This window comes from Maribacter sp., assembly GCF_039968975.1.
Taxonomy (GTDB): Bacteria; Bacteroidota; Bacteroidia; order Flavobacteriales; family Flavobacteriaceae; genus Maribacter.
The window spans coordinates 1-13,968 of record NZ_JBDVOT010000192.1; the positions used below are offsets into that span (position 1 = coordinate 1).

Genomic DNA, 13,968 nt, shown 5'->3' on the forward strand with positions numbered 1-13,968 from the left:
ACGTTCAATTCTTGCATAATACCGTCTACACGACCTTCTATACTTTTCATTTGATCATTAATATTATCAAATGAATTTAGCGCAGCAGCTACTTCTAAAGCTTTTACAACCTCAACGGCATCGCCATGTAATAATCGTAATTTATCTATGGCTTGTGAAGTCTTCGTTAATGTGGCGTTGTACTTGGTTCTGGCTTTTTCTATAGCTCCTAAAAGCGTTTTCTTACTCTTTTCATCACTTAGGCTATTGGTCTGTGTTTCCATAGCTGTAAACAGGTTAGAAGCTTTCTCCTTTAAATCTTCGTACTCCTTATTCAAATTATTGACACGACGATCTACTTTCTCCCAATCGCCATATACCTTAGCGAATTCCTTATCTTCATTCTTGGTATCTTCTAACGCACTTTTTAAGGCATTCAAAGATTCTAGCCCTTTGTTCACGTTTTTATTGGCGGTCTCTTTCTTATTCTCAAAATCGTCTACTTGAGACTTAAATTTATCTTTTAAGCGAATGAGGTCTTCAGGACTTTTATCTTTCCAACAAGAAGTTAAGGTAAGTGCAATTAGGGCAACAAATAGTGTTCTTTTCAACATGAATTACTTTCTTTAGTTAATGGTACGCCAAAGATACATATTCTAAGATGCTTTACATTTGAAAATGAACTGCTTCATTTTTTTAGCTGTACGTCACTAAAATATCTGCTGCCTTTTTCAAATCTGACACTATAATTTCTGTTCTTGGTGCTAGCGGATATTCTTGTTGCCCAGGTCTACCTATAAACGCTGCGCGCCACCCTGCCCAAAGGGCTCCGGCAACATCCCAGCCATGGGCAGCTATAAGCATACACTCCTCTAACTCCACTCCCATTTGTTTTGCTCCCCAAGTGTAGGTATCTGCAAAAGGTTTGAATTTACCGGTGGGTTCCACACTAAGCATTTCATCAAAATACTCGGTCAATCCAGCATTTTTAAATTGCTTTTTCAATCCGTCTTTAGATGAATTGGTAAAAGCTACTAATTTATATCCGGCATCTTTTAATTGTGTAAGCGCCTCTTTTACTTCTGGGTGTGCAGGTAAATTTCCCATAGATTCAGAAATAACGGTACGTGCATCTTCTTCAGACAAATTAATATCATGATTTGCCGCTACCATTTGTAATGCGGCAGCACCAATATGCCCAAAGGGTTTGTACTGACCACTGGCAGAGGTCACCAATGAATATTGCAACATTGTCGTAAACCATAGGGAAAGCAAATCTTCCCTGCCTCCTAATGCCTTGCCTACTTCTTTTTTGACCTTTGTAAGATCCAAAAGCGTTTCATTGACATCAAAGAATAAAACCTTTGGTCTAGTGGTATTCGATTTTTTATATTCCATTTCATTATCCATAAGCACCGTGTTATACACTTGTATTTATATTCTTTTACTAAAGATATAAGAAACTATTAAGGATACCATGGCAATTATAGCGGTCATCTGTCCACCGTCATTTACCATAATATGTGCAAAAAATGCCAATGTTATGGCAAAGAAAAATGCAGAATATGCCCATTCTTTAATAATCTTAAAATTAGGATTCCATATAGCAAAAAGACCTAGCAACTTTGCAGTAGCATAAGGGTAAATTAAATACGTTGGGTAACCTAAGCTTGTAAATGCACTTTTAATAAACTCATGGTTAAAAAAATACATACCTGCTGAAAACAGTATTACCAAGGTGAAAATACCTGTAGCGACGTAATAAATTATTTTGTTCGTATTCATAATTAGTGTTGGTTAAATAGACATTAATCTTACTTCAGCTTTTCTAAAGTCGTTAGTATTTCTGATACTTCTGCTCTTTCGGTATAATCTGCATCTAAAAATGCATATTGTATGGTTGCATCGGTATCGATCACATAAGTAGCCGCCAATGGCAGTTCATTACTATCATCGCCATTTACTTTGCTTAAACCAAAACCTGCTTCATACATTGCAGCAACTTCATCGATCAATGTATACACCACGCCATATTCTTTACCTACAACATTACCTACATCGCTCAAAACGGTAAATTCTAATTTGTTTTTCTCTGAAGTACTTAACGAGTTATCTGGCAACTCTGGTGTAAGTGCGATTAAAGTAGCACTAGCTTTTTGAAATTCAGGAAGTTTCTCTTGTAAATAATGTAGTGTGATGTTACAATACGGACACCAACCACCTCGGTACCAAGTCAAAACTACAGGTCCATTTTTTAATTCATCGTATAACGAAATCGAATTACCCAACGCATTTTTTAAAGTGAAATTAGGTGCTTTGCTATTGACATTTAATGCATTTTCTAACACTCCCGATGCGGCAACACTTGAAATACCCTCAGCATATACCTGTTTTTTCTCTTCGGTAAATTTTGAAACTCCCTCTTGACGTTTTGCGGCTAACAATGTATCTAACTCACCTTTATTTGTTGTACTCATAATAGACAGATTTATATTTTATTTCTCGGCAATTAACTCGCCAAGTATTTGTTTAAAAGTAGCAACAGGTTGCGCACCTGTTACGGCACTTTTTCTATTAAAGACAATGGTTGGCACAGAGTTTACTCCCATATTTTTCCATTCGCCTTGCTTATTTCTTACTTCGTATCGTGCTTCTTCATTATTTAATTTTGCCAAAGCTTCATCTGCATTCAACCCTACATCTAGCAAAGCTTGTTTTAGAACAGCTCTGTCAGACACATCTTTTCTTTCACTAAAAAAAGAGGTAATCAATCGCATTTTAAGTTCGGTCTGTTTTCCAAAGTCCTTCGCATATTCTAACAACACATGGGCTTCGAAAGTGTTCGACATACGCATCTCATCAAAATAGTCGAATTTGAATCCTAATTCTTCACCAATATCGGTCATGTTATCACGTGATTCCTTCTGCTGTTCTACTGTAGATCCATATTTTTCAGTAATATGTTCAGTTATATTCTGACCTTCTGGTGGCATACCAGGGTTAAGCTCAAATGGTTGCCATTCAATCTCTACTTGATCTTTAATACCTAGTTCTGAAATTGCTTTTTCTAAACGTTTATAGCCAATAATACACCATGGGCATACTACATCAGAAACGATATCTATTTTTAATTTTTCTTTCATCTCTTAAAATGTTATCAATTCGCTAATCTGAATTTCCCCTTGTACATTAGTGTAGTTTTTTACATCTGCAGCAAATGTTGCTACATGCGGACCAAAGGCTGCCTGAAAAGAAGCCACATCATTAAATTTCAAGTGTGCAATTGCTACATAAGGTGCAGCTTCACCCGCTGCTCTACCACCAACACCCAAATCTAACTCCAATTCCTTCAACGCACCGCCCACTAATTTCTGTACCATTGGCAAGTGTGTGTTCTTATAGTAGTCTACATCGAACTTTACACCTTCACTATTCGGATACATCACAGATACTTTTATCATTATTTGAGTTTTTAAAGTTGAAAAAAAGTAGCGGTTCTATTAAATCAAGAAACGCTACCTCGACTATTCTAGTTTTCTGATAAAATTTGACGAATCATTTGATTGGTGAATCCCCATTCGTTATCATACCACGTCATCACTTTTAATAAATCGCCATCGACAACTCTAGTCATTCCTAAATCTACTGTAGAAGCATGCGGGTTCTTCACAATATCAGAAGACACCAAAGGCTCATCTGTTGTTGCAAGAACGTTCTGATATCTTTTAGTAGCTGCTTCTTCTCTAAAAATAGCATTAATTGCTTCTGGAGTAATATCATGTTCCATTACAAATGTTAGGTCTGACATTGAACCAACCGGAATAGGAACACGTAAAGCAACACCATCAAATTTATCGGCTAAACCTGGCAAAGCTTTAGTAGTTGCAATTGCTGCACCAGTAGATGTTGGTACTATATTCGCCGCACCAGCACGTCCCATTCTTAAGTTTTTCTGTGAAGGAGAATCTACAATACCTTGAGATGCCGTATAGGCGTGCACCGTAGTCATGATAGCTTTCTTTATACCAATTCTACGACTTAAAATCTCAACAACAGGACTTATGTTATTTGTAGTACAACTAGCACATGAAAATATAGTAGTTTTACCTGCCTCTGTATTTACACCATGAACTACTGTTGGTATATCTTCACTTTTTGTTGGTGCAGAAATAATAACAGATTTAGCACCTGCTTTAATGTGTAGTTTAGCATCTTCACTTTTAGTAAAGAAACCGGTACTTTCAATAACGACATCAATTTTATGTTCTGCCCAAGGTAAATCTTCAGGATTGCGTTGCGAATTGTATTGAATTTTTTTACCATCTATGATTAAGTTGTTTTCATCGTGTGAAACCTCTTTTTCATAAATTCCATAAACCGAATCATACTTCAATAAATAAGCTATGTTTTCTATGGATACAATATCGTTTACCGCTACTAAGTCTAACTCCGGATTATCCAGAATTACTTTTAAAGAAGCGCGACCTATGCGCCCCATTCCGTTTATTGCTATTTTTTTCATTTTGATGTATTTAGTTTATTTAAAATTCTACTCATCACAAAGTAACTTTTATTGGTAGTTAGGCATTCAAATCTGCCAAAACAATATTCTCTGCAAACTCTTGGTAAGCACCTTCAAATTGTTTTGCCATATCATCAGGAAACAAGTGAAAATCACCTGCAGCCAATGCTGTTACAATACCTTCTGAAATTTCTGAAGTTGCAGCACCTTCTTCAAACCCAGCCGCTTTACCCATATCAGTCATAACAGGACCCGGGTGTACACTCAATATATGTACTGCTTTAGACCCTAAATCTGCGCGAAGTCCTTGTGTTAAAGAATAGGATGCCGCTTTTGAAGCAGAATATGTAGATAACTGAGGGAAATTCTTGATAGATGCTATAGAGTTCAATTGAACCAATGCACCTTTCTTATCTTCCAACGTTTTAGCAAAAGCATTAGCCACACGCAGTAGACCAAATGCATTCACTTCTAACTGTTTCATGAAATCTTTTTCTACGTCAACACCTATAGTTCCGTAAGATTCACCTACTCCCGCATTGTTAACAACGATATCTACATCGCTTGCTTGTTGCGCCAAAGCCTGTATAGATTCTGTATCAGAAACATCAGCTTTTACAGTTACTACTTTAGTACCATATTTTTCTTCTAATTCTTTTGTAGAATTGGTATCACGAACCGCTAAATACACTTTTTTAGCCCCGTGATTTAAAAACGATTCTACAATTGCTTTGCCAATACCTCTATTTGCACCAGTTACTAAAGCTACTTTATTTTCAATTGTTGTATTCATGAAAAAGATTAATTTAAAATTATTATGTATTTAAAAATAAATAGCCCTCTGCCCTAAGACAGAAGGCTATAAACAATCACTCAATCAACATTTGGTTTCGGGAGAAATGAAACCTCTTCTTATTTAGACCATGCAAATTTCTGGAATGGCTCATCTACCGGAGTATGCGCAATGTGGTTTGTATAGTTACTGATCACTTTTTGAGATAATCCTAAAATGATTTCCAATACTTGTTGTTCACCGTAACCAGCTGCATAAAAAGTATCTAAATCTTCTTGTGTAACATTACCACGGTTGCGTACTATGGTTAACGTCATTGTTCTTAAAGCTTCTAACTTTGCATCTGCCAACGGAGTCTCATTCCGTAATGCTTCTGTAATTTCATCATCAACTTTCATCATTTTAGCGATACCGGTATGTGCAGGTACACAGTAATGACATGCATGCTCAACATTTATGGCTTGCCATACTACCGTTAGTTCTTCTTCATTGAAAGAAGTTTCGGTAAATAACTTATGTAATGTTTGGTATGCTTCTAAGATTTGTGGTGAAGCAGCCAAAACCCCATGTAAACCAGGGATCATACCAAATGATTTTTGAGAGTTTTCCAATAATCCTTTGCTACCTTCTGGTGCAGTTTCAATGTTGTGTACTTTTAAAGTTGTCATAATCTTATTATTTCTATTAATTACTATATTTATGTTAAATCTAAGCAACTGCTTAGTTATTATTTAAAAAAAATGCTACAAGTGTAAAAACGTAATTTTAATGATGCTTTTTAACTGCTCTTCATTAAAAACTTTTGATGAAATCGATAGTCCCAAAAGTGCGTTCATTAAATAGTCTGCCTGTGCTTCTATTTCTTCAACACCCCTTTGGTCGTCTTGTTTTAAGTTCCTTACAAATAATGCTCTAATATTTAAAGAAAATCGCTTAAGTGCCGCCATAATTACCGGATTAGCATCTTCATTTATTTCATTTACCGTGTTGGTAACCAAGCACCCTTTAAAAATTGCACCTTCTCTAGAGAAATCTAAAAAATCTAAAAAGTAATCTTTAATTCCTACTACACCATTATTAGACTTTTCAAGCGTATCTGTAATGGCTTTTATTTGCGTGTTATAAAGTTTGATGCTTTCTAAAAAAACGCCCTCTTTATTTTTAAAACTAGCATATATAGAGAATTGGTTGATACCCATTTCTTTCTCTAACATACGTACCGATGTACTTTCATAGCCATTACGCCAAAATAGACGCATTGCCTTTTCTATGACCTCAGTTTCGTTATATTGCTTTTTACGTGCCATTATTTCTAATTACACTACAAAACTAAGCAAGTGCTTTGTTTTAAAAAAACTTTTAACTTTGATTTAGTACTCAATAACCTGTGTTCATTAATAGTATATATAGAAATAGAAATTGTTTTTATTGAACCAAACAAAAACAGCTAACTGAACTACAGTTGTTTAAGATTATAAAAAACAATCATAATAAAAAGATGAAATTAATCGTTATTCAACTAATTAGATTTCGTTTGTATCAGCAATTCTAGCACTTAAATTGCTAATAAAGCCTAACAAAAGAATCAATAATCAATTTAATAAGAAAAAAAATGAAATCACTTTTAATTGTACTGTTCGCAGCAGTTTCTTCAATGACCACATTTGGTCAAGAAGCTAGTAAAATGAACGGAACTTACGAAGGTTATATCAATGGTGTTTATGTATTTTCTAACCATAAAGATAGCGATACAGAATTCACCAATGTAACCAGCGAAGCAATTGCCAATTACGATTTAAATAGTCAGAAATTTATAGGCAAACAGTTCTCCATAACGTTTACGGTAGATTCTGAGGTGGACGAAGATGACAAAGAAATTCAAGTAAGCACGATTACCGGCTTGCTCATGCCAATTTAAAATAAATCAAGGACCTAAAAAGGTCCTTTTTTTTATGCCTTTGGTCAAATAGAAAAAGGTCTCAAAATTCACAAAAATAATCTCACTTCAAAGAGCCGAATCTTTTTCGTTTCTTTGTAATTCATAACAAAATATAAAATGACTTTACTAGGTATTGATGTAGGTGGTTCTGGAATTAAAGGAGCGTTAGTTAATTCTGAAACCGGAGAAATGATTTCTGAACGTTATAGAATTCCTACTCCCATACCTAGAACACCAGAAGCAATGAGCGATGTAATTGCGCAGATTGTAACCCATTTTGACTACAAAGGTAAAGTTGGTTGTGGTTTCCCTACCATTATTAAAAACGGAGTTTGCAAAGCCACAGGAAATTTGCACAAAAGCTGGCTAGGTGTAAACGTAGAAAAATTACTGGAGAAAAAAACCGGACTTGATTTTACCGTCATCAATGATGCGGATGCTGCCGGTTACGCTACTATGAACTATGGTATAGGCAAAGGCGAAAAAGGATTCGTAGTTATGATTACCATTGGTACTGGCTTAGGCAGTGGTGCTTTTTTAGATGGTAGATTGATTCCTAATTTTGAGCTAGGTCAAATACCTTATAAAAAATATTCTAAAATTGAAAAATGGGCTGCCGGATCGGCAAAAGACCGTGAGAATTTATCTTATAAAAAATGGGGTAAAAGATTCAATACTTTTTTAGAATATATTGAATTGATCGTTTCACCAGACTTGATTATTCTTGGTGGCGGTGCTTCAAAAGATTTTGATGAATTTAAATCGAAAATCAAAATAGAAACAAAAGTGATCCCTGCCGAATTACAGAATCATGCAGGTATTATTGGTGCAGCCATAGCATCGAAATATAAAATAATCAAAAAGTAAAGTTTCGTCATAAACCAATAAAAAATCCCAAAGGTAACTTTGGGATTTTTTTTATTTTATACACTTATAACTAATTTAAAATCTTAGCACCCTCTGGGGCTTCAAAAAAGTCTTTTGGTAAATCTGACTCAAAAGATACATCGGTAAAATCAATTTTAGTAATGTAGTCACCTGGCTGATTATCTTTAACCGTCCAATAGGTTTTAAATCCGCCTGGCATTGTAATACCGTCAACCGTTTGCTCACCAATAAATTCAGTAAATTTCTCTGGAGCATGACCACCATCTTTGAAATACTCAGGGTAAGAAACAATGTATCTCATAACCGCTACTTTATTCGTTTCTTTATTTACATATAAAATATAGTAATCATCTGGTGCATCACCTGTCTCAGCATCAAAGGTAACTTTGACAACATTATAATCTTTCTCTTTAAACGAAGTTGGCTCCAGTAATTCTAGATTTACCCCTTCTCCACTTAGCATAAACGGATGCCCAACAAACCACAACGGTGTAAGCGCCCAAAATTTAGTATCATAAGCAAAAGCAGTACTATCTTTAGCTATCATCCAAGCTTGTTCACCTGTCCAACCAAATTTTGCAGTACTATCTGTTGCACTTGTATGTACAGATTTGTTGCTCCATGTATCTACCGTTTGGTAACTATCTCTAGCGGTTTTACCATTTAAAGGTTGATAGTTAAAACGAAAAGTAACGGGACCGTTAGCGTACCAAGTATCCAATCCGCCATGAGCTTCCATAGCATTCCAAATAACTTTTCCTGCCTCTGTGCCATTTAGCTTTTCTTTTGCCTTTGCAACTCTTGAAGATACCCAAGAATCCGGGTAGGCTATTACATTAGATTCCGTCACCACTTCTTTTATGGTTTCGTTTGCTTTTTTCGATGTTTCTTTACACGAAACAATAGCTGCAAATACTGATAAAAATGATAGTTTGTAAAGTAATTTCATAGTGTTGTGCCGTTTGTTTATTTACCAGTTAAGATTACACGGCTTTGTGATCTAAACTAGCTAGTTTTCGTTCCTCATAATTCTCAGCGACCTTCTTATCCAATTCTTGAGGTGCCTCAAAATTTAAGGTATTTTCCTTGAGTCGTTCTTCACCCCCAAAAATAACTTGAATTTCTTTATTAAATAACCCTTCTAGCGAACGTTCTGCAACATACTCTGGCGCATCCATTTTTCTACCTTTAAATTTTTGCATCATTTCTGTATCCGTAGCGGTAGGAAAAGCACAGGTAACAGCAACATTAAAAGGCGCCAACTCTCTTCTCATAGAATCTGAAAACTGTCGTATGGCGGCTTTGGTACTTCCATAAACTGCATAGAAAGGCATTCCGATCAAACCTAAGCCCGATGAAATATTCAAGATATAAGCATCCTCAGAAAATTTTAGAAGCGGAATACAGTATTTGGTCAATAACATAACCGCAGTAAGGTTTACCGCGACTTGATCATACAGGTCTTCATCTTGTATATCTTCTAAAGGGCCAGCAGCGACAATACCCGCATTATTAATCAATACATCTAAATGACCCCATTTATCTTCTATACGTGCGGCAGCATCGCGTAAAACTTGAATATTGGCAATATCACCGGCAATTCTAATAAAATTTACCTCAGCATATTCTAATGAAAGATCTTTAAGGTTTTGTTTATCCCGAGCAATTACCGCAATATTGGTAACACCCTTTTTAATTAAGTATTGAACCATACATTTTCCTATACCCCGAGTACCCCCGGTAATAAGGACATTTTTTCCTGTTAGCTGCATAATATTGTTAATTTCAGTTGAGTTAAAATTCTACTTTAAATTAGCTAAAAATCTATGCGGAAACGAAGAAATATACAAGATGAATGCATTATTAAGAATGTAGGAAATTATATCATAAATTTTTACGTAATTCTTAAAATCCAATAATTAATATGCGCCTAAATTAATTGTGAAGAAAACACGAATTATGCTAATGTATGCAGTTTAAAATATAGAGAATAAAAAAGCCACCTAATTAGGTGGCTAAATTATATAGTAAGTAAAGTTAAAACCCTACCTACTTAAGCTATTTTATTTCTCTTACGATCATTTTCTGTTAAGTAGATTTTACGTAAACGTAAAAACTTTGGTGTAACCTCAACATACTCATCTTTCTGAATGTATTCTAAAGCTTCTTCTAATGAGAATTTAATTGCAGGAACAATTTTAGCTTTATCATCAGCTCCAGAAGAACGAACGTTAGATAATTTTTTAGTCTTTGTGATATTCACGGTCATATCATCTCCACGAGAATTTTCACCAATTACCTGACCTTCATAAATATCCTCACCTGGATCAACGAAGAACTTACCACGATCTTGTAATTTATCAATAGAATAAGGAATTGCTTTACCAGTTTCCATAGAAACTAAAGATCCGTTTTGTCTTTGTGGAATATCACCTTTCATTGGTTGATACTCTAAGAAACGGTGCGCCATAATAGCCTCACCAGCGGTAGCGGTCAACAATTGGTTACGCAGACCTATAATACCTCTAGAAGGGATTATAAACTCACAGATCATACGCTCACCTTTAGCTTCCATACTGGTCATTTCACCTTTACGCATAGAAACCATCTCAACAGCTTTTCCAGAAACAGCTTCTGGTAAATCTATAGTCAATGCCTCTACCGGCTCACATTTAACACCATCAATTTCCTTAATGATTACTTGTGGCTGACCAATTTGCAATTCATATCCTTCACGACGCATTGTTTCAATTAAAACTGAAAGGTGTAATACACCACGACCGAATACTAAAAATTTATCTGCACTATCAGTTTCGTTTACACGTAATGCCAAGTTCTTTTCTAATTCTTTTTGAAGTCTATCGTTGATGTGACGAGAGGTTACAAATTTACCATCTTTACCAAAGAACGGACTATCGTTAATGGTAAACAACATACTCATTGTAGGTTCGTCAATTGCAATAGTCTTTAATGCTTCTGGGTTTTCAATATCAGCAACGGTATCACCAATTTCAAAACCTTCAACACCAACTAAAGCACAAATATCACCAGTTTCAACCTCTTCAACTTTCTTACGGCCAAGACCTTCAAAAACGTATAATTCTTTGATTTTTGATTTTACGATAGAACCATCGCGTTTTACCAAAGAAATTTGTTGATTTTCTTTTAAAGTTCCTCTTTGTAATCTACCGATAGCAATTCTACCTGTAAACGAAGAGAAATCTAAAGAGGTAATCAACATTTGAGTGTTTCCTTCTTTTGGTTCAAAAGTTGGAATATGCTCAATTACCATATCTAATAATGGCTCAATGTTTTCAGTTTCATTTTGCCAATCTGTACTCATCCAGTTATTCTTAGCAGAACCATATACTGTAGGGAAATCTAATTGCCACTCTTCAGCACCTAGCTCAAACATAAGATCGAAAACTTTTTCATGTACTTCTTCTGGAGTACAGTTTTCTTTATCTACTTTGTTGATTACCAAACAAGGCTTTAAACCAAGGTCAATTGCTTTCTGAAGTACAAAACGTGTTTGCGGCATTGGTCCTTCAAAGGCATCTACCAACAACAAAACACCATCTGCCATATTCAATACACGCTCAACTTCACCACCAAAATCGGCGTGACCAGGAGTATCGATTATATTTATTTTAGTGTCCTTATATATAACGGAAACGTTCTTAGAAGTAATGGTAATACCACGTTCTCTTTCCAAGTCGTTATTATCCAAGATTAAATCACCTGTATTCTCATTTTCACGAAACAAGCTACAGTGGTACATTATTTTGTCTACCAAGGTCGTTTTACCGTGGTCAACGTGCGCAATGATCGCAATATTCTTTGTAGTAGTGGACATAAAAGGTCTTATTTAAGCGTGCAAAGATACTTTAAATAATAATAGCCACACTTAAACTTATGTTATTTTTATCTTATTGATTTTGAGATAGTTCGCTTATTGGCACACTACTTTTTTCTACCGCCTACAACCCAACCAAGTCTAAGGTCTATTAAAATACCCGCATCTGTATAAAAATCATCAACAAAAATACCCGGACCAAAAGCCAAGCCCCAATAGAATCCTTTTTTGTAAGTACGTTGCATACCATATACCAAAGCAGCATTATAAAAGTAATCTGAGGCATATTCTAAATTACCGATAATAGGTGTTCCAAATTGAAGTTGATTTAAAAATGCGATATAATTACCAGTGTTATTAGCTATATTTTTTCCTTTTCTCAACCTTCTGTCAAAATTTATGTATTGCCTAAGATCTGCCTCTAAACCTGGATAAAGTCCAAAATTAGTTGACCTATCTGACCCACCGTTAAGTGCAAAACCCAAGAACGCTTCTGCATTCAAGGTAGTTTTAGCGCCAATACCTAATTCATAAGACACCCCGGGAGCTAATGCATTAATTTTAAAGAGTCCGTCTTCAACTTGCCCTACAGATTGTGCATTCACATAAAAGGTAGACAAAACAACAATGGATAAAAAGATGATTTTTTTCATGATTTAGTTTGGTTTGATTTTATTTGGGATGTATATCAAATATCAGACCATATTAATCAAAAGTGGGTTTTGTAGATTTTCTTTTTGTAGCTACCCACCCAAAGGTAACATGAAGCAAAAAGCCATGACCACTATCTAAAGTTTTGGAATCAAAATAGCCATACCCCACCTCTGCGTTTACATTAAAACCTTTTCTGTTGGTTCGCTGAATACCATATACTCCACCATAGAATGCAAAGGCATAATCACTATTTCCGTCAGAGATATTATCTGTAAACTGTACAGGCTCCCAGAAAATGCTACGCGCAGGACCGATGTAGTTTGCCGAATTACCTATTATATTCTTATTCACATCTAAGCGCTCTTGAAAATTATGGTAATATCGAATTCTAGTATGCCAAGCAAAACCTAAAGCATAACCTTCTTGATACCTAGCAAATGCCGGTGTAAAACTGGTAGATGCACTTACGTTTTTAAAAAGACCTAGCTCATATCTAATTCCCGGTCCCAATAAGTTAATTGTAAATTGGTGTCGCTCTAGATTAACGAGTCCGTTGCCTTTTTCAGAAAAATCCCTGATTTGGGAATGTGCCGTTGTAATAGATAAGAATAGAAGAATCAGTGTAATTTTTTTCATGTAGTTAGATTGATGTTGCAACTAAAACTACATGATTAAAAAAAAGTAACCACCTGATTTATAGAAATATTAAGAAAATACTTACGTGACTATCGACCTACACACCATCGCTTCTCACTGATGATAAAGCCAATGCTTAAATTCGCTACCGGATAAATGCCACCTTCAAATTGTCCGTCATAATATGCCGCACCTACATCTACAGAAAAGTTAAAACCCGAATCAAAACTGCGTTGTATACCTGTTACCAAACCGGCATAACCAAAAGCGCCTTCTACGTTTTCATTGGCAATGGTTCTTGAACCCGGAAAAAAAACGGCAACCGCAGGTGCCACATAATTGGCAGAATTACCATAGATCTGTTTTCTTTTACGCTGACGCTTTTCAAAATTATAGTAATAGCGGTATTGAGCGGCAACCGCAGGAAATACTCCTAACTCGCTATACACATCTGGCAACAGAGGATCTAAAGCCACTTGTATACCCGCTTTAACATCAAGAGTTGTATTGGTTCCCAAAGCCATTTCATATTCAAGACCAGGGTTAAGTAGATTGATCTTTACTTGTATTAACTCGCAATTTTTACCGAACTGAGCATGTGCATTACCTGCAAAAACAAGATAGATTATTACTATAAAGAACTGTTTGATTTTCATTTCGATTTGGGATTTCGACATTCTTATCCTAATAGAACAGTAAGC

The 13,968-nt window shown here is 35.5% G+C and carries 18 protein-coding genes; 2 read left to right on the plus strand and 16 right to left on the minus strand.

The features are described 5' to 3' along the window. From ABJI11_RS13140 to ABJI11_RS13185, 10 genes are all read right to left on the minus strand, one after another. Positions 1-593 (minus strand): hypothetical protein (locus ABJI11_RS13140; RefSeq protein ID WP_348353027.1); only part of this gene is annotated, 593 nt, incomplete at its 3' end. Between the two features lie 82 nt (positions 594-675). Then, the gene (locus ABJI11_RS13145) at positions 676-1,389 is read right to left on the minus strand and encodes a haloacid dehalogenase type II (RefSeq protein ID WP_348353030.1); all 714 of its coding nucleotides are present in this window, start codon (positions 1,387-1,389) and stop codon (positions 676-678) included. 24 nt (positions 1,390-1,413) lie between these two features. Continuing rightward, positions 1,414-1,764 carry a DoxX family protein gene (locus ABJI11_RS13150; RefSeq protein WP_348353033.1) on the minus strand — a complete coding sequence of 117 codons (351 nt, stop codon included), beginning with the start codon at positions 1,762-1,764 and terminating at the stop codon, positions 1,414-1,416. A gap of 29 nt (positions 1,765-1,793) precedes the next feature. Beyond that, positions 1,794-2,456, minus strand: coding sequence for a peroxiredoxin-like family protein (locus ABJI11_RS13155; RefSeq protein WP_348353037.1), 663 nt, complete (start codon positions 2,454-2,456; stop codon positions 1,794-1,796). A gap of 18 nt (positions 2,457-2,474) precedes the next feature. Then, entirely contained in the window at positions 2,475-3,122 is a 648-nt protein-coding gene (locus ABJI11_RS13160) for a DsbA family oxidoreductase (RefSeq protein WP_348353040.1), read from the minus strand. A 3-nt stretch (positions 3,123-3,125) separates the two neighbouring features. Continuing rightward, positions 3,126-3,440, minus strand: a complete 315-nt coding sequence (locus tag ABJI11_RS13165) for an EthD family reductase (RefSeq protein ID WP_348353043.1) — start codon at positions 3,438-3,440, stop codon at positions 3,126-3,128. A gap of 68 nt (positions 3,441-3,508) precedes the next feature. Next, entirely contained in the window at positions 3,509-4,501 is a 993-nt protein-coding gene (gene gap, locus ABJI11_RS13170) for a type I glyceraldehyde-3-phosphate dehydrogenase (protein ID WP_348353046.1), read from the minus strand. 58 nt (positions 4,502-4,559) lie between these two features. Then, a complete protein-coding gene (locus ABJI11_RS13175) occupies positions 4,560-5,294 on the minus strand; it encodes an SDR family oxidoreductase (RefSeq protein ID WP_348353048.1) in 735 nt (244 codons plus the stop codon). Between the two features lie 119 nt (positions 5,295-5,413). Beyond that, entirely contained in the window at positions 5,414-5,962 is a 549-nt protein-coding gene (locus ABJI11_RS13180) for a carboxymuconolactone decarboxylase family protein (protein WP_348353050.1), read from the minus strand. A gap of 75 nt (positions 5,963-6,037) precedes the next feature. Further along, positions 6,038-6,601 carry a TetR/AcrR family transcriptional regulator gene (locus ABJI11_RS13185; protein WP_348353053.1) on the minus strand — a complete coding sequence of 188 codons (564 nt, stop codon included), beginning with the start codon at positions 6,599-6,601 and terminating at the stop codon, positions 6,038-6,040. Positions 6,602-6,906: 305 nt separating this feature from the next. Here ABJI11_RS13185 and ABJI11_RS13190 point away from each other — a divergent pair, with 305 nt between their 5' ends. Both ABJI11_RS13190 and ppgK read left to right on the plus strand, forming a co-directional pair. Then, on the plus strand, positions 6,907-7,212 hold the full coding sequence (locus ABJI11_RS13190; protein WP_348353056.1) for a hypothetical protein: 306 nt from the start codon (positions 6,907-6,909) through the stop codon (positions 7,210-7,212). Between the two features lie 138 nt (positions 7,213-7,350). Beyond that, positions 7,351-8,100 (plus strand): polyphosphate--glucose phosphotransferase, encoded by a 750-nt coding sequence (gene ppgK, locus ABJI11_RS13195; RefSeq protein WP_348353059.1) that lies wholly within the window; start codon positions 7,351-7,353, stop codon positions 8,098-8,100. A 70-nt stretch (positions 8,101-8,170) separates the two neighbouring features. On the opposite strand, the gene ABJI11_RS13200 is transcribed toward ppgK, so the two are convergent. From ABJI11_RS13200 to ABJI11_RS13225, 6 genes are all read right to left on the minus strand, one after another. Then, positions 8,171-9,070 carry a DUF6503 family protein gene (locus ABJI11_RS13200; RefSeq protein ID WP_348353062.1) on the minus strand — a complete coding sequence of 300 codons (900 nt, stop codon included), beginning with the start codon at positions 9,068-9,070 and terminating at the stop codon, positions 8,171-8,173. 34 nt (positions 9,071-9,104) lie between these two features. Continuing rightward, positions 9,105-9,893: an SDR family oxidoreductase gene (locus tag ABJI11_RS13205; protein ID WP_348353065.1), complete on the minus strand. Its 789-nt coding sequence runs from the start codon at positions 9,891-9,893 to the stop codon at positions 9,105-9,107. 281 nt (positions 9,894-10,174) lie between these two features. Beyond that, the gene (gene typA / locus ABJI11_RS13210) at positions 10,175-11,977 is read right to left on the minus strand and encodes a translational GTPase TypA (RefSeq protein ID WP_036152395.1); all 1,803 of its coding nucleotides are present in this window, start codon (positions 11,975-11,977) and stop codon (positions 10,175-10,177) included. A 107-nt stretch (positions 11,978-12,084) separates the two neighbouring features. Next, a complete protein-coding gene (locus ABJI11_RS13215) occupies positions 12,085-12,630 on the minus strand; it encodes a hypothetical protein (RefSeq protein ID WP_348353069.1) in 546 nt (181 codons plus the stop codon). Between the two features lie 52 nt (positions 12,631-12,682). Then, positions 12,683-13,267, minus strand: coding sequence for a hypothetical protein (locus tag ABJI11_RS13220; RefSeq protein ID WP_348353072.1), 585 nt, complete (start codon positions 13,265-13,267; stop codon positions 12,683-12,685). A gap of 89 nt (positions 13,268-13,356) precedes the next feature. After that, on the minus strand, positions 13,357-13,923 hold the full coding sequence (locus tag ABJI11_RS13225) for a hypothetical protein (RefSeq protein ID WP_348353075.1): 567 nt from the start codon (positions 13,921-13,923) through the stop codon (positions 13,357-13,359). Positions 13,924-13,968: the final 45 nt, after the last annotated feature.

Excerpts from the sequence above, each read along its gene's own strand:
- ABJI11_RS13180 (WP_348353050.1), bottom strand. The coding sequence starts at position 5,962 with ATGACAACTTTAAAAGTACACAACATTGAAACTGCACCAGAAGGTAGC.
- ABJI11_RS13215 (WP_348353069.1), bottom strand. The coding sequence starts at position 12,630 with ATGAAAAAAATCATCTTTTTATCCATTGTTGTTTTGTCTACCTTTTAT.
- ABJI11_RS13225 (WP_348353075.1), bottom strand. The coding sequence starts at position 13,923 with ATGAAAATCAAACAGTTCTTTATAGTAATAATCTATCTTGTTTTTGCA.
- ABJI11_RS13220 (WP_348353072.1), bottom strand. The coding sequence starts at position 13,267 with ATGAAAAAAATTACACTGATTCTTCTATTCTTATCTATTACAACGGCA.
- ABJI11_RS13150 (WP_348353033.1), bottom strand. The coding sequence starts at position 1,764 with ATGAATACGAACAAAATAATTTATTACGTCGCTACAGGTATTTTCACC.
- ABJI11_RS13175 (WP_348353048.1), bottom strand. The coding sequence starts at position 5,294 with ATGAATACAACAATTGAAAATAAAGTAGCTTTAGTAACTGGTGCAAAT.
- ABJI11_RS13160 (WP_348353040.1), bottom strand. The coding sequence starts at position 3,122 with ATGAAAGAAAAATTAAAAATAGATATCGTTTCTGATGTAGTATGCCCA.
- ppgK (WP_348353059.1), top strand. The coding sequence starts at position 7,351 with ATGACTTTACTAGGTATTGATGTAGGTGGTTCTGGAATTAAAGGAGCG.
- ABJI11_RS13155 (WP_348353037.1), bottom strand. The coding sequence starts at position 2,456 with ATGAGTACAACAAATAAAGGTGAGTTAGATACATTGTTAGCCGCAAAA.
- typA (WP_036152395.1), bottom strand. The coding sequence starts at position 11,977 with ATGTCCACTACTACAAAGAATATTGCGATCATTGCGCACGTTGACCAC.
- gap (WP_348353046.1), bottom strand. The coding sequence starts at position 4,501 with ATGAAAAAAATAGCAATAAACGGAATGGGGCGCATAGGTCGCGCTTCT.
- ABJI11_RS13205 (WP_348353065.1), bottom strand. The coding sequence starts at position 9,893 with ATGCAGCTAACAGGAAAAAATGTCCTTATTACCGGGGGTACTCGGGGT.
- ABJI11_RS13145 (WP_348353030.1), bottom strand. The coding sequence starts at position 1,389 with ATGGATAATGAAATGGAATATAAAAAATCGAATACCACTAGACCAAAG.
- ABJI11_RS13185 (WP_348353053.1), bottom strand. The coding sequence starts at position 6,601 with ATGGCACGTAAAAAGCAATATAACGAAACTGAGGTCATAGAAAAGGCA.
- ABJI11_RS13190 (WP_348353056.1), top strand. The coding sequence starts at position 6,907 with ATGAAATCACTTTTAATTGTACTGTTCGCAGCAGTTTCTTCAATGACC.
- ABJI11_RS13200 (WP_348353062.1), bottom strand. The coding sequence starts at position 9,070 with ATGAAATTACTTTACAAACTATCATTTTTATCAGTATTTGCAGCTATT.
- ABJI11_RS13165 (WP_348353043.1), bottom strand. The coding sequence starts at position 3,440 with ATGATAAAAGTATCTGTGATGTATCCGAATAGTGAAGGTGTAAAGTTC.